At 59.0% G+C, this 18,633-nt stretch carries 15 protein-coding genes, 1 other RNA gene and 1 pseudogene; 4 read left to right on the forward strand and 13 right to left on the reverse strand.

The features are described 5' to 3' along the window. Positions 1–28 precede the first annotated feature (28 nt). Complete coding sequence (locus VL197_10285; protein ID HUJ18367.1) at positions 29–1,300, reverse strand: endonuclease Q family protein; 1,272 nt, start codon at positions 1,298–1,300, stop codon at positions 29–31. 250 nt (positions 1,301–1,550) lie between these two features. Between VL197_10285 and VL197_10290 the strand changes: the two genes are divergently transcribed. The 3 genes from VL197_10290 to VL197_10300 all read left to right on the forward strand — a co-directional run bounded on the left by VL197_10290 (position 1,551) and on the right by VL197_10300 (position 3,316). Then, positions 1,551–2,009: a hypothetical protein gene (locus VL197_10290; GenBank protein ID HUJ18368.1), complete on the forward strand. Its 459-nt coding sequence runs from the start codon at positions 1,551–1,553 to the stop codon at positions 2,007–2,009. A 205-nt stretch (positions 2,010–2,214) separates the two neighbouring features. Next, the gene (locus tag VL197_10295; GenBank protein ID HUJ18369.1) at positions 2,215–2,682 is read left to right on the forward strand and encodes a YetF domain-containing protein; all 468 of its coding nucleotides are present in this window, start codon (positions 2,215–2,217) and stop codon (positions 2,680–2,682) included. Positions 2,683–2,890: 208 nt separating this feature from the next. Continuing rightward, positions 2,891–3,316 (forward strand): hypothetical protein, encoded by a 426-nt coding sequence (locus VL197_10300; GenBank protein ID HUJ18370.1) that lies wholly within the window; start codon positions 2,891–2,893, stop codon positions 3,314–3,316. A gap of 120 nt (positions 3,317–3,436) precedes the next feature. Here VL197_10300 and VL197_10305 read toward each other — a convergent pair whose 3' ends face one another. Beyond that, positions 3,437–3,805 (reverse strand): cupin domain-containing protein, encoded by a 369-nt coding sequence (locus VL197_10305; GenBank protein ID HUJ18371.1) that lies wholly within the window; start codon positions 3,803–3,805, stop codon positions 3,437–3,439. Positions 3,806–3,956: 151 nt separating this feature from the next. Between VL197_10305 and VL197_10310 the strand changes: the two genes are divergently transcribed. Next, entirely contained in the window at positions 3,957–4,745 is a 789-nt protein-coding gene (locus VL197_10310) for an HD domain-containing protein (protein ID HUJ18372.1), read from the forward strand. A 17-nt stretch (positions 4,746–4,762) separates the two neighbouring features. Here the strand turns inward: VL197_10310 and VL197_10315 are convergent, their stop codons facing one another. The 11 genes and pseudogenes from VL197_10315 to ssrA form a co-directional block, all read right to left on the reverse strand. Next, on the reverse strand, positions 4,763–5,614 hold the full coding sequence (locus VL197_10315; protein ID HUJ18373.1) for a hypothetical protein: 852 nt from the start codon (positions 5,612–5,614) through the stop codon (positions 4,763–4,765). Between the two features lie 120 nt (positions 5,615–5,734). Next, on the reverse strand, positions 5,735–6,238 hold the full coding sequence (locus VL197_10320; protein HUJ18374.1) for an acyl-CoA thioesterase: 504 nt from the start codon (positions 6,236–6,238) through the stop codon (positions 5,735–5,737). A 100-nt stretch (positions 6,239–6,338) separates the two neighbouring features. Beyond that, positions 6,339–6,479: pseudogene (locus tag VL197_10325) on the reverse strand (SEC-C metal-binding domain-containing protein). 69 nt (positions 6,480–6,548) lie between these two features. Next, complete coding sequence (locus tag VL197_10330) at positions 6,549–6,800, reverse strand: YkgJ family cysteine cluster protein (GenBank protein HUJ18375.1); 252 nt, start codon at positions 6,798–6,800, stop codon at positions 6,549–6,551. Between the two features lie 561 nt (positions 6,801–7,361). After that, positions 7,362–8,264, reverse strand: a complete 903-nt coding sequence (locus VL197_10335) for a pirin family protein (protein ID HUJ18376.1) — start codon at positions 8,262–8,264, stop codon at positions 7,362–7,364. Between the two features lie 146 nt (positions 8,265–8,410). Beyond that, the gene (locus VL197_10340; GenBank protein ID HUJ18377.1) at positions 8,411–11,536 is read right to left on the reverse strand and encodes a multidrug efflux RND transporter permease subunit; all 3,126 of its coding nucleotides are present in this window, start codon (positions 11,534–11,536) and stop codon (positions 8,411–8,413) included. A gap of 103 nt (positions 11,537–11,639) precedes the next feature. Next, entirely contained in the window at positions 11,640–14,711 is a 3,072-nt protein-coding gene (locus tag VL197_10345; protein ID HUJ18378.1) for an MdtB/MuxB family multidrug efflux RND transporter permease subunit, read from the reverse strand. Next, positions 14,708–15,931, reverse strand: coding sequence for an MdtA/MuxA family multidrug efflux RND transporter periplasmic adaptor subunit (locus VL197_10350; protein ID HUJ18379.1), 1,224 nt, complete (start codon positions 15,929–15,931; stop codon positions 14,708–14,710). Before VL197_10350 ends, VL197_10345 begins: the two co-directional genes overlap by 4 nt. A gap of 146 nt (positions 15,932–16,077) precedes the next feature. Further along, positions 16,078–17,307 (reverse strand): ABC transporter permease, encoded by a 1,230-nt coding sequence (locus VL197_10355; protein ID HUJ18380.1) that lies wholly within the window; start codon positions 17,305–17,307, stop codon positions 16,078–16,080. Between the two features lie 213 nt (positions 17,308–17,520). Next, a complete protein-coding gene (locus tag VL197_10360; GenBank protein ID HUJ18381.1) occupies positions 17,521–17,925 on the reverse strand; it encodes a cysteine rich repeat-containing protein in 405 nt (134 codons plus the stop codon). A gap of 353 nt (positions 17,926–18,278) precedes the next feature. Next, positions 18,279–18,633: a transfer-messenger RNA gene (gene ssrA, locus VL197_10365) on the reverse strand.

Genomic DNA, 18,633 nt, shown 5'->3' on the forward strand with positions numbered 1-18,633 from the left:
CCTTTTGCGTCTGTCCATAGTTTTTTCCTTACAGCAGCTTCATCTGCCCCTTGATCTCTCTGCGCTCCACGTCCTCGAAGATCCTGATCTTGCCGTACTCGCCGTCGTACCCCGGGGCGATGTTCACGTTCCCGCTCCGCATGCGGCTGATCGCCTCCCGGACAAGCGGGGAGCTTGCCTGCTCGATATCCTCGAGCGGCGCGTTCAGGAGGATAAAGAACTCGTTCCCGAGCTTCTCGAGCATGGCAAAATAGAGTGCAGTGACCTTCTTGGTGTTCGGCCCGCACTGCAAGCCCTCGGCGATTATCTCAGGCAGGGGGATGATCGAGGTGAAGCCGGGGGCATTCGTAAGCCGGTAACCGTGCTCGCGGTCAGCCAGCTTCTCCACGCGGTGCATCACACCAACGGTCACCTTCTTGCCGCAGGTCGGGCAGCGGTAATTATGAAGAACCGTTTCCTTCGGCGTGAGGCTCACGCCGCAGTCCCGATGTCCGTCGGAGTGATACTTGCCCTCTTCGGGAAAGAATTCGATCGTGCCGAGGAACCCCTTCCTTGTCCTGATGGCCTCCATCATCGCGGGGTAGGAAATCTCCGTGTCGAAGATGTTCGCCTCGCGTCCGATCTTGGCCGCCGAGTGGGCATCGGAATTGGAAACGAGGGTGATTCTATCGAGCGCGGAGAGCTGCCAGTTCATGAGCGGGTCCGACGAGAGCCCTGTCTCGATGGCATGAATGTTCGGTGTTAGTTCCTCGTAGCATTCTTCGAGCGAATCGAACCCCGATGCCGCGCCGAAGACCGAGAAGTGAGGGGTCCAGGCATGGGCGGGAATGTAGAGATTCTCCGGCGAGGCTTCGAGCGTGATCCTGAGCAGCTCCTTGGCATCCAGCCCGAGGATCGGCCTGCCGTCGGCCTTGAGGTTCCCGATCTTCGAGAGTGCCAGATTCAGCCGGGCAGCGGCCGACAAGTCCGGCGCGAGGATGACGGAATGGACCTTCCGCGTCTTCCCGTTCTTGCTGTAGATGCAGCTGACCTCCGCCGAAAGGATGAACGAGACATCGGCCTTGCAGGAGGCAGGAACATCATCGGTCTGATATTCCTTTTTGAGCGTGAAGAGGCCGCTGCCTCCAGGTTCGAGCTTCTGATCAAGCTCCTTCAGCCACTGGGGATGCGTGAAGTCTCCGGTCGCGATCACGGAGATACCCTTGAGCTGTGCCCATTTCCAGATGCCTTCGGGCGACATGTCCTTGCTCGTTGCGCGGGAGTAGTGAGAATGGACGTGGAGGTCGGCGATGAAACGCATGCGGGATTATAGCATGAAAATTATTTATTGCCATTATTATCAAATCGAGGCATGGCGCACTTCATCGCGTGTCATGCGAGGAGCGAAGCGATGAAATAATCTTTACCGCGAGATTGCCGCGCTCCAAGCAGCAATGACCGACAAGTCAAGAGAACAATAGCAATAGGATGGTCAATTTCGTTGTGCAATAAATTGATTTCTGATAGACTCATTTTGTCGCTTGATATACGGTTAGATCCAGAGAGGCAAAATGCGATTATTTTTGGGATTGATTTCTGCACCGATTATGATTTTCATTTTTTTAGTAAGTCTCAGTGGTGCAGCAGATACTTTTACTATTTCAAAAAGTTCTGGTGGTGGCTTTGCAGCAACACACCATATTCTTTCAGTTAATCAGGATGGCGTCGTTACGAGAAAAATAATTTCTTTTGTCATGCCATCACAAAATAATAGAGAAGAAGTAGTAGGAAAAGTAAATATCGAAGATGCAAAGCATTTATATTCACGTTTAAGGCAGATAGATTTTGAAAAAATTGAATACCATCAGCCAAGCAATATAAGTGCGTCACTCGGTCTAACTGTTAACTCAAAATATTACGAAGTAACTTGGCATGGAAATCCGGAAGAAATAAAGGCTGTTTTAGATATATATAATGAGATGACAAAATTACTTGCTCCTATCATTGATCCTATAACAAAAAAAGATTAAAAGAAATTAAGGAAAAGAATAGGATTGATCAAAATAAAATCCACTGTTCTCAATGAACGTAATGAGATTATCGCGTTTCAGAACTTTTTTGCTGGAGGTCGAGGGCAGCCCGAATCGACACTAATCCAACGGGCGCATCGAGATGGGCGCTATAACCCGCGCTCGTCATGCCGCACGTTAACCTACCTTCCGGAGAAAGAGCCATATGTTCAACATGTCCGTACCGTGGTGGGAACTGATCCTGAGAGGCATTGTCGTCTACCTTTTCCTTCTCGCTCTTCTGCGCATTACCGGCAAGCGGCAGGTCGGCCAGCTGGCGCCGTTCGACCTGGTCCTGCTGCTCGTGCTGTCGAACGCCGTCCAGAACTCGATGAACGCGGGGGACAATTCGTTGATCGGCGGCCTCATTTCCGCCGCGACGCTCATCGCCCTTAACTACCTCGTCAGCCTCGCCACGTGGCGCAGCAAGAAGCTGGAGGCCATCATCGAGGGACGTCCGCAGGTCCTCATCCATAACGGCAAACTTTTTGAAGAGGTCATGGCGGCCGCAAAGCTCACACACCATGAGCTGAATGCTGCTCTACGCAAGGCGGGCTGCGCTTCCTCTGAGGAGGTCCAGTCGGCGATACTCGAAAATAGCGGATCGATCAGTGTAGTGCCCCGGCGAGGTTGAAACCACAAACTTAACCACAGAGAACACTGAGAAGAAATCTCTTAGATGTTCAAAAAAGTCTATGAACTCTGTGGCTAGAACTTCTCCAAAACTACGCTGGCGCCGAGGGGTGAGGTATATGTTTTCTCGCACCCGACTACTATTTCAGTATTTCCTCGACGTTCTCTGTGGTTGCTTTTTAAATAAGAATAAAACGGTAGGAGGACTTATGAAAGGATATGCTTTTTCAACGCTGCTCATGATAGTTGTTCTTTCCGGCTGCCATACAGCGGCAAGCTTCATCCTTCCGCCGGATACAGATTTGATGATTAACGGCGAACGCGTTGTCTTTAATGCACACGATGAAGAAGGGCGCTCGAAGCTCGAACGAAGACCGTTTTTCTGGAACTCGATCGCCGGGATACAATACACTCTCCTGCAGGATGACAAGATCATTAAAAAAGATAAGCTGCCGTCCGGTTTCAGGATCACATCAATCTTTTGGCCCCCCTATGCATACATTTACTGGCCTGTCGGCTTTCGATTCGCCTGTTATGATCTATCGGATCCAAAGAAGGAGTTCGTGGAAAAGTGTACTATACGCGATGGACAGGCAGGAAAGATGGAATCGCATCCGTCCACAACAATGCAATAAGTCATGATGGGCACCCACAAGGGGTGCCCCTACAGGATGTTCTCAAACCGCTTCTTTTCTGCCATAACGACCGATGTCTCTGTCAGGCGTTTGGGAATGGACCAATACTTCCTGAACGGATCATGCCTCCCTCACGACCTCCTCGTCCTCTTTCTTCCACGCGGGGTCCACGATGCAGATGAAAACGAGATCTTTCCCCCCGGTGTTCTGGATGCATTGCATCGCCTTCGGCGGGATATAGATCGTTGATCCCGGCCTGGCCGGGGAAGCCTCATCATCGATGTACATGACGCCCTCGCCTTCAATAATATAGTAGACTTCCGATGTTCGGAGGCGGTGCTTCCAGGTCGTGAGGCCGGGCTTCACGATTGCGTGGGCAAGGCTGTAGCGGAGCGAGAGGTCCGCCTTGTCCGGGTGCAGGATCTCGCGCAAGATGCAGTTATCACCCGCGATGAATTCCGGGCAATCTTTCAATTCTCTGATGAGCATGACGAGAACCTCCTTTTTTTACCACAGAGGGCACGGAGCTGACACTTGCTTATCACTTCGCGCCTCCGCGTGAGATGCTTTTGACCTCGCCTTCGGCCTTCACTCCTGCTGCTTGACGCCGCGCTCCTGTTCCAGTACACTGAGTCCCACCATGGACCGGCAGGAATTACACAACCTAAGGAAATGGTTTTCCGAATACTGCAGGTCATTCTACACGCCTGTCCCGGAAGACCAGAAGAACATCGTGCTCAAGGAAGAGCACACGCGCTGCGTATGCGAGAACATGGCCGAGATTGGGCGACACCTTGGTCTCGACCCGGGGAGGGCCGCCCTGGCCGAGGCCGTCGCGCTCTTTCATGATGTCGGCCGCTTTCCCCAATATCATCGATACAAAACCTTTCGCGACGACCTCTCGACAAACCATGCGGCCCTGGGCGCAAGCGTGCTCGTGAAGGAAAACGTCCTCAGGAACCTTCCCCGAAACAAGCGCGACCTCGTTGTACACGCCGTGACGCTCCATAACGCGTTGGCGGTACCCGAAGGCCTCGACGTAGAGACCCTTCTCTTCCTCAGGATGGTCCGCGATGCGGACAAGCTCGACATCTGGCGCGTGTTCATCGATTACTATGCGCAGCGGAACGAGGACCGGGCAAATGCCGCGGCCCTGGGCCTGCCCGACACGCCCGAATACTCAGCCGAGGCGCTTTCGTCGCTCAGGAAGAGGGAACTCGTGCTGCTCAAGTCCCTCAGGACCCTGAACGATTTCAAGCTGCTCCAGCTTGCCTGGATCTTCGACCTGAACTTCGTGCGCTCCCTTGAGCTTGTCCGGGAACGGTCCATTATAGACGGGATCGCGAAGACCCTTCCGCAAAAAGAGGATATAGCGTTGGCAGTGGCTTCTGTTCGAGACTATGTCGATAAAAAACTGGCCGCTGCCTAGCCTCCTGTCTCCCTGCGTCATTGCCCCCCGCGCCTCATCCGGTAATATCGGGAGAGGACCGTCCGGATGTTCTGCACGATATCCTCCTTGGCATTGATGATGAAGATCCGGTCCATGACCTGGAAGAGCTCCCGCTCGATGCGCACCGTCTCAGGCGGGTACGCGTATCTTCGGGCGAACTCCGCTTCGAACATGGGTACGATCTTGTCCTTCATCCGCAGCTCCGTGTCCATCAGGAAGACTGCGACCTCCGGCGCCAGGTCATCCACCCGGTCCAGGAACGCCGCGATCTCCCGGTCGTAGATCTGCTTGGGTGGCGATGATTTCACCTCGAGGTAGAAGAGCGAGCTGTCGATCCTCGCTATCACGTCATAATCGCCGCCGACTTTCGGCCGCCTGAACTTCACTCCCCAGACGACTTCGGCGCCGAACTCCTGCTTCAGCACCTCGGCTGCGTACCATTCCAGCGTGGTGCCGAAGCTCCTGATCGGCCTCCTCGGCAGGATGTAGCCTCCGGTTTTTTTCCGGACAAGCTTCACGGACAGCAGGTGCTCGAGATAGCTGCTCGTGACTCCCGCACTTGCATACCGGGTCACGTCTTCCAGCGTGAACTTTTCCTGATGCTTGATCACGTCGCGCAGAAAGAGACGGAAGGAGTATTTGTACAGCATCTGATAGAAACGGTTGATATGACGTTTTGCCGGGATCAGAAGGTCTTCGGAAGGTTCTTTCTTGTAGATGAGGAAGCCCCGCCGCTTCAGGAGCATGGCGAGGCTTGGGGTGAGGCGCTTGAGGGCCGCGCGAAGCCGTCTGTTTTCGGCCCTCAAATACGATAGCTCATCGAGCGTTCTGTCTTTGGCGCGAGGCACGGTCGCTATTCTCTTTCAAGGCCTGGCAGAGGATCCCGTCCACCTTGCCAAGATTTGTAGCACAGCCTGAAATGTAACCGACGTGCGAAAAAGTTTTTTTGTGCAACCTTCCATCCGACGTCATTTGCAGCGGTCCGGCTCCCGCTGGCATCCGGCTTCGCTCTTCTTTTCCGCAAGCCTCACTTCCCTCCGTTTCGAGGCCTCCCGGTTCCGGCGGCGGTCTTCTTCCGAATCCAGGATGAGGTGCGGAACTTCTTTCGGCCTGCCGCGCTCATCAAGCGCCACGTAGGTCAGATAGGCGGATGCCGCATGGCGCACTTCGCCGGTGAGCAGGTTCTCCGCTTCGACGCGTACGCCGATCTCCATGGAAGTCCTGCCCACGAGGTTCAGACTCGCCTTGAAGAACAGGAGGTCGCCGACGAATATTGGATGATGAAAGTCCATCCGGTCGATCGACGCCGTCACGACGTTCGCCCGCGCGTGGCGGGCGGCAACCACGCCTGCCGCCTCGTCGAGGATCTTCACGACCACCCCGCCGTGCACGTTGCCCGTCGGATTGGCGTCCTGGGGGATCATCATCTGCGCCATGGTCACGGTGCTGTCCTGAACCCGCTTGCCTTCCATGAAGATATCCTCCTTGCGGCCTCTCACACAGAGCTGAAACTCAGCTCCCTCATGAGCCTCACGACGGTCCGCAGTTCAGTGAGCAGCTTTTTGCCGGCTCCCTGTCGTCTTCGGACAGATGGCACTTTTTGTACTTCTTACCGCTTCCACACCAGCAGGGGTCGTTCCTGCCCGGTTTTTCTGTCAACGGGCGCTCCTCTTTACCCTTCAACAGATTGACCGCACGTTCGATAAAACCCATTGCTCCGCCCTCCGCTCGTTTTTCGATCTACCCGTCTCTCCGCGGCATCTCTCCGGATTATTTTTTTGTTCAGCTGGTCAAAAGTTCAAGCTCGTTCAGCAGGTTGATTGCCTCTTCGCGGGTCGTGCCACAGTACTCTCCTGTCGCCTGGTACGAATTGCACACCAGCGGCCTCTCAGGGCCGCCGAAGACGCCGCAGCAATTGTCCTCGGTAAGCTGCGCGCACCGGATTCCTGCCGGCTTTCCTTTGGGCATTCCCGGAATCGGTGACGACAGCGACGGCGCGATGCAGCAGGCGCCGCATCCTTTGCGGCATGACATTTTCCTCATTCCGGCCCCCTGTTTTGTCTATTCCCTGCCTGATTACGACCAGCAGTGCATTCTGAACTATATCATAGCGGCCTGGGAAAAGAAATGGCTTACCTGCGCGCGCGTACTCTTTTTACGGATGTCGCACTTTTGTAACACTCGGGGGCGCTCTTTAAAGCTCCTTCGCAGAAGATCGCCTTAGGCTGTCCCTGAAACAGTTCGTATAAGCATTGGAATTATGGAGAATACTTCAATGCCGCCTCACCCGGCCTTGACAGCCATCGGGGGCGGTGCTATCGTTAAATAGAGAGGAGCTATTGAGTCCTGTTATAAAACAGACCGGGGTTGTGCTACAAAGGATTGGTGAATTTCGAGGAACGGTCATTCCCGCGTGAAGGAGAGCCAGGCGACTCAAGCGACACCTCTCGAAAGCAGTACCCTGATCCCACGCGCGGGGATGACGCTTTATTATCAAGTCAGTTTAATTGCTGCAAAGTCTTGCGATGCAGTCAACCATTCTTCCCGCCTCCCGGTTCAACGTCAGGCACCCGTTGAATGCCATGGCGGGTTATTTCATTTGATGAAGGTGCCGTCGCGGTACTCTTCGAAGGCAACGCGCAGCTCCTCCTCCGTGTTCATCACGATCGGACCGTACCACGCCACCGTCTCTTTGATCGGCCTGCCTGAAATGAGCAGAAAACGGAGCGGCTCGCCCTGTGCCGAAACCGTTACCTGATCGCCGTCGCCGAAGAGAACCGCCGTTCCGTTGTGGATGTAGGGCTCGCGCTCCATGTCAAAGTAGTTGACCCCCTCAACGTCATAGGCAAAGGGGTTCTTCTCGTTGCAGAACACGCCCTTCCCGCCAATCACATAGGCGAAGACCGTGTGGCCTCGCTTGGTCGGGTGGACGAATTCGGAGAGGGCCGGCATGGTCACGTCGAGATATTCGGGGTCGATCACGATGTCCCGGACCGGTCCCTGCTTTCCATCTACGGTCCCGCAGATGACCTTGACCTTCGCGCCGCTCTTCGTCACCACCTCCGGAACCTGCGCGCTTTTGATATCCCGGTACCGGGGGCCCATCATCTTGTGAGACTTCGGAAGATTGGCCCATAGTTGAAACCCTTCCATCGCGCCGTCGTCGTCCCCCTTCGGCATTTCCTGGTGGATGATGCCGCTCCCCGCGGTCATCCACTGCATATCGCCCGTGGTGATCACGCCCTTGTTGCCCATGCTGTCGCCGTGCTCGACGTCGCCCTTCAGGATGTAAGTGATCGTTTCAATGCCCCGGTGCGGATGCCACGGGAAGCCCTTGATATAGCTATAGGGATCGGTGTTGCGGAAGTCGTCGAGCAGCAGGAACGGGTCGAAATGCGGCACTTCGCTGTTTCCGAAGACCCTCCTCAAGTGAACCCCCGCGCCCTCGATCGTCGGCTTGCTTTTGAATACCTTCCGGATCTTTCTGTTCTGTGCCATCGGAGCCTCCCGGCTGAAGAGTTATTTATAAACCAGTATAGCAGGTTCAAGAAAGAAGGGCGTGAACAGGCAGAGAGCGTTATGGCTGAGTCGTGAGAAAAAGGCTACTGAGTAGGGTTTCTTCATGGAGAACAGACGATCGCTTGTCACGTCATGGCATCCGGTACTCCTTTTTTCGTCCGCTGCCGATGTTCTCCGCGGACCCGGCCGAACCAGATCCTGAACCGGTCAAGGTAGAGATACACAACGGGCGTGGTGTAGAGCGTGAGCATCTGGCTGAAGATGAGCCCTCCCACGATGGCAATGCCGAGCGGCCGCCGAAGCTCGGACCCCACGCCGTGGCCTACCGCAAGGGGCAGCGCCCCCAGAAGCGCAGCCATGGTCGTCATCATGATCGGCCGGAACCGCAGGAGGCAGGCCTGGTAGATCGCCTCTTCCGGGCTCTTTCCCTCCCTGCGTTCGACCTCCAGGGCAAAGTCTACCATCAAGATCCCGTTTTTCTTCACGATGCCGATCAGGAGCAGGATGCCGATGATCGCGATGACGGAGAGGTCCGTGCGGAAGAGCATCAGGGCGAGCACAGCCCCCACGCCGGCCGAGGGAAGGGTCGAAAGGATGGTGACCGGATGGACATAGCTTTCGTACAGGACGCCGAGCACGATGTAGACGCACACGAGTGCCGCGAGGACCAGCAGCGGTTCGTTCACGAGGGAATCCTTAAACGCCTGGGCCGTACCGGAGAAATTGCCCCTGATGCTCACGGGCATTCCCATCTCGCGCTTGGCGCTCTCGAGGGAGGTGACCGCTTCGCCAAGCGCCACGCCGGGTGCCAGGTTGAACGACGTGGTGATCGACGGGAATTGGCCCTGGTGGTTCACGGCAAGCGACGTGGCCGTGGGTTCGTAATGGGTGAACGCGCTTAACGGTATCTGTGAGCCGCCAGAAGTGGGGATATAGATGTCCTTGAGCGTGTCGGGACGCTGCCAGAACCGGGGATCGACCTCCATGACCACGTGGTACTGGTTCAGGAGCGTGTAGGTGATCGAGACCTGGCGCTGACCAAAGGCGTCGTAGAGCGTGTCATCCACGAGCTGCGGCGTGATCCCGAGCCGCGAGGCCGTGGCACGGTCGATCATCAGCGTGGCCTCCAGCCCCCGGTTCTGCTGGTCGCTGCTCACGTCGACGAGCTTGGGAAGGGTCCGCATCTTCTGGAGCACCCGCTGGCCCCAGTCGTTCAGCTCGGCCAGGTTCTCCCCCTGGAGTGTGTACTGGTAGAGCGCGTTGCTGATCCTGCCGCCGATTCGCAGGTCCTGCACGGGCTGGAGAAAGGCCGGCGCGCCGGGCACGCTCACGAGCTTCCTCCTGAGCCGCGTGATGATCTCGGCCGCGGTCGCTTTTCGCTTGTCGAAGGGCTTGAGCGAGATGAACATCCGCCCCGTGTTCGTCGTGGACCCGCCCCCGCCCCCGCCGCCGGTGAACCCTATCACATAGTCCACGTCCGGGTCGTCCTTGATGATGTCGACAATCTGGAGCAGCTTCCCCTGCATGGCCTGGAACGACGTGTCCTGCGCCGCCTGGATCGTGCCGGCGATGCGGCCGGTGTCCTGTTCCGGGAAGAAGCCCTTCGGAACGAGGACGAACAGGATCACATTGGCCGCGAGCGTCAGGGCGATCAGCGCCAGCATGAGGCGCGCGTGCCCCAGCGCCCAGCGCAGGCTCCGTTCGTAGCTGCCGTGCATCCAGTCGAACATCCGCCCGCTCGCCCGGTAGAGGGCCCCGTGTTCGCGCTTCCGTTCGGGCTTCAGGAGTGTGGCGCACATCATGGGGGTCGCGGTGAGCGAGACCAGGAGCGAGACCGTGATCGCCGCCGAGAGCGTGACCGCGAACTCTCGGAAGAGCCGGCCGACCATGCCGCCCATGAGCAGGATCGGGATGAACACGGCGACGAGCGAGACGCTCATCGACAGGACGGTAAAGGCGATCTCTTTCGTCCCGGACAGGGCCGCCTGGAACGGCGACTCCCCTTTTTCCCGGTACCGCGTGACGTTCTCGAGCACAACGATGGCGTCGTCGACCACGAAGCCCGTCGCGATGGTGAGCGCCATGAGGGACAGGTTGTCCAGTGAGTAGCCGAACAGATACATGACCCCGAAGGTGCCGATGATGGACACGGCAACGGCGACCGCCGGGATGATCGTGGCCCGGAGGTTCCGCAGGAACCAGAACACCACCAGGATCACGAGCGCGCCAGAAATGAGCAGCGTTCGTTCCACGTCATGCAGCGAGCCCCGGATCGGCGGGGTGCGGTCGAGAACCACCGACAGTCTGACCGAGCCCGGCAGCGACGCCTCGAGCTGCGGCAGCAGGGACCGGACGCTGTCTACGGTCTCGATGATGTTTGCTCCCGGCTGGCGAAACACGATGACCATGACGGCCGGCTTGCCGTTCACGAACCCGGCCGCCCGCACATCCTCCACCGAATCCTGGACGTTCGCCACGTCCGCCAGCCGCACTGCCGCGCCCGACCGGTAGGCGACGACAAGCGGCAGGTACTGTTCCGCCCCCCTCAGCTGGTCGTTCGTGCGGATCTCCCAGGTCGCATCATCCCTTGATACCTGTCCCTTTGGCCGGTTAACGTTCGTGCTGGCCAGCGCGTTCCGCACGGTTTCAAGGCTGATGCCGTATTTGGTGATCGCCATGGGATTCAGGTCCACCCGGACCGCGGGAAGAGAGCTCCCCCCCACGAACACCTGACCCACGCCCTCCACCTGCGACAGCTTCTGCGCAAGGATAGACGAGGCCGCGTCGTACATCTGGGCCCTGCTCGTTGTATCGGACGTGAGCGCCAGAATGAGGATCGGGGCGTCCGAAGGATTGACCTTGCGGTAGGTCGGATTGGCGGGAAGATTGGACGGGAGATCGCCGCGCGCTGCATTGATCGCCGCCTGCACGTCGCGGGCCGCGCCGTTGATGTCACGGTTCAGGTCGAACTGGAGAGTGATGCTGGTCGAGCCTCGGTTGCTCGTCGACGTCATCTCCGCCACGCCAGCAATGCGGCCGAACTGGCGCTCCAGGGGCGCGGCCACCGAGGTGGCCATGGTCTCCGGGTCCGCCCCGGGCAGGGCCGCCTGGACCGAGATCGTCGGAAAATCCACCTGGGGCAGGGGCGATACCGGGAGAAGCCGGAAGGAAATAACGCCGGAGAGGATCAGGCCGATCGTCAGGAGCGTTGTCGCGACGGGTCTTCGTATGAAGGGCTCGGAGATGTTCATGTCTTCTCTTACGATGAACTCGTAGGGCAACCCTCGTGGTTGCCCCTGGCGGGCACAGTATGCGCTTTTGTTGCCCCTGGGCGGGCACGAGGCCCGGGGACCCCTACGTTCTTTTGAAACGCCTCGCCAGCCGGTCGAACCAGAGATAAATGACCGGCGTGGTATAGAGCGTCAGGACCTGGCTGATGACAAGCCCGCCCACGATCGAGATGCCGAGAGGACGCCGGAGCTCGGAGCCCACGCCGTGTCCCACGGCCAGGGGCAGCGCCCCGAGGATCGCGGCCATGGTCGTCATCATGATCGGACGGAACCTGAGGAGGCAGGCCTGGTAGATCGCTTCTTCCGGACCCTTGCCTTCCTTGCGTTCGGCTTCCAGCGCGAAGTCGACCATCATGATGCCGTTCTTCTTCACGATGCCGATCAGGAGGATGATGCCGATGATCGCGATTACGGAGAGCTCCGAGCGGAAGAGCATGAGCGACAGCACGGCACCAACACCCGCGGAGGGCAGGGTCGAGAGGATCGTGATCGGATGGATATAGCTTTCGTACAGCACGCCGAGCACGATGTACACGGTCACCAGCGCGGCAAGGATCAGGAGGGGTTCATTGGTGAGCGAGGCCTTGAACGCCTGGGCGGTTCCCTGGAAGCTCCCCCGGATGCTCGCGGGAAGCTGGAGCTCCCGTGCCACGTCCTCGACCGCGTCGACCGCCTCGCCGAGCGATGCACGGGGCGCCAGGTTGAACGACGTGGTCACGGCCGGGAACTGCCCCTGCCGGTTCACGACCAGCGGGCCAGTCGTTTCCTGCGCCGTGGTAATCGCGCCCAGGGGCACCTGTCCCCCGCCCGCGCCGCGTAGGTAGATCGACTGCAGCCCCCCGGGGCCCTGGTTAAATTCGGGCTTGACCGCGAGCACAACGCGGTACTGGTTCAGCTCTGTGAAGATCGTGGACACCTGGCGCTGGCCGAAGGCGTCGTAGAGCGTATCGTCGATGAGCTGAGGCGTGATGCCGAGCCGCGACGCGCTCGCCCGGTCGATGGCAAGCGCGACCCTGAGGCCCCGGTCCTGCTGGTCGCTGCTCACGTCGCGCAGCTCGGGGCGCTGGCGCAGCATGGCGACCACCCTGGGCGCGAGGTCGTTCAGCTCATCGGTATTGGGGTCGTCGAGGGTATACTGGAACTGGGTGCGGCTAACCCGCGCATCCACGGTCAGGTCCTGCACGGACTGCATATAGAGCGCTATCCCCTCAACCTTGTCGAGCTCCGGCTGGAGCCGCCTGATCACCTCGGTCGCGCTGGCGTCCCGCTTTTCGAGCGGCTTGAGGTTGATCAGGATGCGGCCGCTGTTCAGCGTCGTATTGGTCCCGTCGACACCGATGAAGGTCGAGAGGCTTTCGACCGCGGGGTCCTTCAGGATCACCCGGGCGAGCGCCTGCTGCCGCTCGGCCATTGCCGTGAACGAGATCGACTGCGGAGCCTCCGAGATGCCCTGGATGGCGCCCGTATCCTGGACCGGGAAGAAGCCCTTCGGGACGACGAGGTAGAGAAGCACCGTCAGGACCAGCGTGGCCGCGGCGACAACAAGCGTTGCCGTCTGGTGCTTGAGCACCCATCGCAGCGTTCTGCCGTACTCGGCAATGACCCGGTCGAAGAACTGCTGCGAGGCATGGTAGAACCTACCCTGCTTCTCCTCGGGCACGTGCTTCAGGATCCGCGCGCACATCATAGGGGTGAGAGTCAGCGACACGACTGCCGAGATGAGGATGGTTACGCCCAGGGTGATGGCGAACTCCCGGAAGAGCCGTCCGACCACGTCGCCCATGAACAAGAGCGGGATGAGCACGGCGATGAGCGAGACCGTGAGCGAAAGGATGGTGAAGCCGATCTGCTTCGCTCCCTTGAGGGCCGCCTGCTTCGGCGGCTCCCCTTCCTCGACATAGCGGGAGATGTTCTCGATCATGACGATAGCGTCATCGACCACGAAGCCCGTGGAAATCGTGAGCGCCATGAGCGAGAGGTTGTTCAGGCTGAACCCCACGAGGTACATGACCCCGAAGGTCCCTACGAGGGAGAGCGGAACTGCGACGCCCGGGATGGCCGTCGCCGGAAGGTTGCGGAGAAAAAGATAGATGACGAGCACGACCAGTGCCACGGCCAGCAAAAGCTCGTACTCCACGTCCCGTACCGACGCGCGAATGGTCGTGGTGCGGTCCGTGAGGATGGTGACCCTGATGGATGAGGGAAGCGCGCTCTGGAGCTGCGGCAGGAGCTTCTTGATCCGGTCGACGACCTCGATGACGTTGGCGCCGGGCTGCCGCTGGATGTTGACGATCACGGCGGGGGACGTATTGACCCAGGCCGCCTGGTTCACGTTCTCAGCGTCGTCGATCACGTCGGCCACATCGGACAGCCGCACCGGCGCGCCGTTCCGGTATGCCACGATCAGCGGCCGGTAGTCCTTGCTCGTCAGGAGCTGGTCGTTCGCGCCGATGATGTACGCCTGGCGCGGCCCGTCGAAGCCCCCCTTGGCCTGGTTGACGTTCGCGGCGGTGATGGCCGTACGCAAATCTTCAAGCGTGAGCCCGTACGCCGCCAGGGCCGTGGGGTTGGCGTGGACCCGGACCGCGGGGCGCTGGCCGCCGCTGATCGAGACGAGCCCCACGCCCGGGAGCTGGGAGATCTTCTGCGCGAAGCGCGTGTCCGCCATGTCTTCGACCTGCGGAAGCGCCAGCGTGTCCGAGGTGAGGGCCAGGGTCAGGATCGGCGTGTCCGCGGGGTTGACCTTGCTGTACACCGGCGGGGTGGGAAGATCCCGCGGCAGGAACGTGAAGGCCGCGTTGATGGCCGCCTGGACTTCCTGTTCGGCAACGTCCAGGGAGAGGTCCAGGCTGAACTGGAGGGTAATGACCGAGCTGCCGCCGGAGCTTGCCGACGTCATCTGCGTGAGCCCCGGCATCTGGCCGAACTGCCGCTCGAGCGGGGCCGTCACCGAGGATGCCATGACATCGGGGCTTGCGCCGGGATAGAACGTACGGACCTGAATCGTGGGGTAATCGACCTCGGGCAGGGCCGAGACCGGCAGCTGCTTGTACGCTACCGCACCCGCCAAAAGAATGGCAATCATCAGGAGCGTAGTTGCAACCGGCCGCTCGATGAAGATGCGCGAGATGTTCATTTGCTCTGCCTTTGCTGCTGCGTGCCCGTGTTCTGGCTCTTCAGCTCCACCCTGCTGCCGTCCCTGAGCCGCTCCGCGCCGTCCACCACGACGAGCTCGCCCGCCGACAAGCCGGACGTGACGGCTGCGTTGCCTTCCTGGACCACTCCCAGGATGATGCGGCGCATCTCGACGGTCTGGTCGGACTTCACCACAAATGCGGAGGTCCCCTGCGGGCCCCGCTGGATGGCCGCCGCCGGAACGATCATGGCATTGCGCTCGACCGAGACCAGCAGGCGTGCGTTCACGAACTGGTTGGGAAAGAGCTCATAATTGCTGTTCGGGAACTCGGCCTTGAGCTTTACCGTGCCGGTCGTCGGGTCGATCTGGTTGTCAACGGTCAGAAGTGTTCCGGTAGCGAGCTTCCGCTTTTGCTCCCGGTCATACGCCTCGACCACAAGCCGTGCGCCGCTCCTGAGCTTGCCCAATATCTGCGAGAGATTGTCTTCGGGCAGGGAAAAGATCACCGAGATCGGCTGCATCTGAGTGATAACCGCAAGCCCGCCGGCGTCGTTCGCATGTACAATGTTGCCCGGGTCCACCTGGCGCAGGCCGATGCGGCCGCTGAACGGAGCAGTGATCCGTGCATAGACAAGTTGAAGCTTGGCGTTATCGATCTGGCCCTGATCGGCCTTGACCGCACCTTCATTCTGGTGGACCAGGGACTCCTGGGTATCGAGCTGCTGTTTGGGGATCAGGTCCTTCTTGACCAGGTCCTTATATCGCTCCAGGTCAAGCTGGGCGTTCTGCAGCTGCGCCTGATCGCGGGCCAATGCTCCTTCTGCCTGGGTAAGCTGCACTTCGAAAGGCCGCGGATCGATCTCGGCCAGAAGCTCTCCCTTGTTCACGACCTGGCCTTCCCTGAATAGAACTCGTATCAGCTCGCCGTCAACCCGGCTTTTCACCGTTACCGTGTTGAGCGGCGTGACCGCGCCGAGGCCCGAAAGGTATACTCCGAGGTCTTCCTTTTTCACCGGCACCGCCGTGACGGGTGTGCCGGGCGAGGCCTGCGGACTCTGGGCAGCGCGCGACGCCTTCTGACCGCCTTTTGCAAAAAAGACAGCCAGCCCGATGACCAGAAGGACGATCGCAAGCGCCCCGACCCTCTTGCGCGTCAGGAGTGCTGCCAGACGGTTTCGTTCCGACCCTTTGTTGTTCCCGGTATCCTGCTGCATATTCATTCTCTGCCCTCATGAGGTATATTCGTTTTCACGTTTCTGCGGTACGGGATCGAGGCTGCGCTCTTCGCTGTATCGAGGAACGGTACCTCCGCGGGAGGCACTGGTGATGCTACCTCGAACGCGCCTGTTTGTCAATGTCAGATGCTTCACTCATACCGCAGCGCATCGATCGGGTTCAGCAGCGACGCCTTGTACGCCGGGTAGAAGCCGAAGAAGATCCCGATGAATCCCGAAAAGCCGAAGGCGAGCACGATGGAGAGGGCAGAAACGACCGTGGGCCAGCCGGAGAGGTACGAGAGCATCATTGCCGCGGACAATCCCGTGAGAATCCCTATGGTACCGCCGATAAGGGAGAGCGTGAGCGCCTCGACGATGAACTGGAGACGGATGTCCATCGTCTTCGCTCCGACAGCCATGCGTATCCCGATCTCGCGGGTCCGCTCGGTGACCGAAACGAGCATGATGTTCATGATACCGATACCACCGACGAGGAGCGAAACCGACGCGATCGCGCCCAGCAGCAAGGTCATCACCTGCGTGGATTGCTCCCGGGCCTGCATGATCTGGGTGAGGTTCCTCACGGTAAAGTCGTTGTCCTGCTTCTGGCCGATGTGGTGCCGCTGCCTGAGCAGGTCGGTTATCTGTTTTTCGGCCGACGCCAGGTCTTCCGCGCTCTTGGCCTTTACCATGATGATCCTGACCATGCCCGGGAACTGTGCGCCGAAGAGTTTTTTTTGCGCCGTCGTCACGGGAATATAGATAACGTCATCCTGGTCCTGCCCCTGGCTCGATTGGCCCTTGATTGACAGCACTCCCGTAACGATAAAGGGAACGTTCTTGATCCTGATGCTCTGGCCAATCGGGTTCTGGTCCCCGAAAAGGTTGTCGGCCACGGTCTGGCCGATGATCGCGGTCTTGCTCGCGCTTCTCACGTCCTGGTCCGTGAATGGCCGTCCCATGGCCAGCGACCAGTCCCTGACCGTCAACATACCGGGCGTTGTGCCGGTCACCGTGGTCGACCAGTTCATGTGGCCGTACACCACCTGTGCGCCGCCCCCCAGCGTGGGCGCGACCTCTTCCACCGATGAGCTTTCTTTCACGATGGCCTCGGCGTCGTTCATGGTCAGCGTGGACTGCGTCCCGGCCCCCATCCGCACCCCGCCCGAGGTCGTGGATCCGGGCATGACAATGAGCAGGTTGCTTCCCATGCTCGATATCTGCTCAGCGATCTGCCTGCTCGCGCCCGTGCCGACTGCGACCATGGCGATCACCGCAGCGACGCCGATGACGATTCCGAGCATGGTGAGCGCCGAGCGCATCTTGTTCACGCGGAGCGCACGGAATGAGATCTTGAGCGTGGAAGGGATATTGATCATGGCACTGACAATGCCGGCATCAAGGCGGGAACAAGACCGGTCTTCCGCGGGAACCCATCCCACGCACGCGCCGGCATCCTGCTGCTGTGAATCGGGCGCAAGAACTATGATGAGACCAGCTCCGCGTGCCGGTTACCCCGGAGAAGCAGGCGGGAGTACCCGCTTCAATGCCGCCTTGCTCTGTATCCGGCATACATCAGGGAGCGGCACACTCTATTTTCTGTCCTTGAACTGTGCAACCATTCCCTTGCAGGCCGGCGACAGCTCATTCTCATGCTGCTTCAAACACTTCGCAATGCCGCCCTTGCCTGGCTGCACGTCCTTGCAGAATTGCTGGACATCACCGGTGCAGGCGTCCCGGAATTCCGTTCTTCGCTCTTTCGCAACAGCAATCCTCTCTTTACAGGAAGGAGACAACTCATTTTCGTGTTCTTTCAGACATCGTGCGATTCCGCCCTTGCCCGGCTGTACGTCCTTGCACAACCTGGCGATGTCATCCGCGCACGGCCTTGATTCGCCAAAGGCCATAGGAAGCGCGGATAACGATAATCCGAGCACAACGATCGTTCCCAAAACCCACACAATCTTCATGTTCCGAGGCTGATTTCGTGCATCCATTGTTCTCTCCTTCTTGTACGGGTATTTTTTGCATATAATGGGACACCGAGAGAGGAATAAGGTTGAATGGAATCTGCCAGCGTCCGGTCCGGCAGCATGCATGTCGTTTTGCGAAGACTCTCCACCGGGAAGGGCGTTCGCTGTTCATCAGAGCCGTGCGATGCGAAACAGAAGATCGATCGCGTGTGGTCTGGACCGCAAACGGTCCGAAGCATGAGCACGTTCGCTTGCAATGAACTTCCCGCTTCATGTGGCGCGGCACAGGTCCCGCTGAAATAAAAAAGGAGATAAGATGTTCTTATCTCCTTTTTGTTTGCCATCGGTCGCCGCGCGTGACTCTCGATGATGTTAAATGGTGGAGGCGGTGGGATTCGAACCCACGTCCGAAAACCGTCAGCCAGAAGCTCATACATGCTTATCCCCTCATTTATAGCTGTCGCCTCTTCCGGCGCCTCAGGGAAAGCTCCGGAGTCAGCCAGCCCGGTTTATCTTATCCTCCCGCCCCGGACGAAGTCGGGAAGACCAGCCTGGTTTGTGACGTCCCTGCGGCAGTTCAGGCGCCGGCCGCGGAACGCGCTGACTAGTTAATTAGGCAGCGAGTGCCAGTTCGTTATTGGCAGTTGTTATTTACCATGTGTTTTACGAGCCCCATGGCACCTCGGCATGCAACTCCTGACCTCTGTGTCCCCGTCGAAACCTGTCGCCCCC

Source organism: Nitrospirota bacterium, assembly GCA_035516965.1.
In the GTDB taxonomy this organism is placed as follows: domain Bacteria; phylum Nitrospirota; class UBA9217; order UBA9217; family UBA9217; genus MHEA01.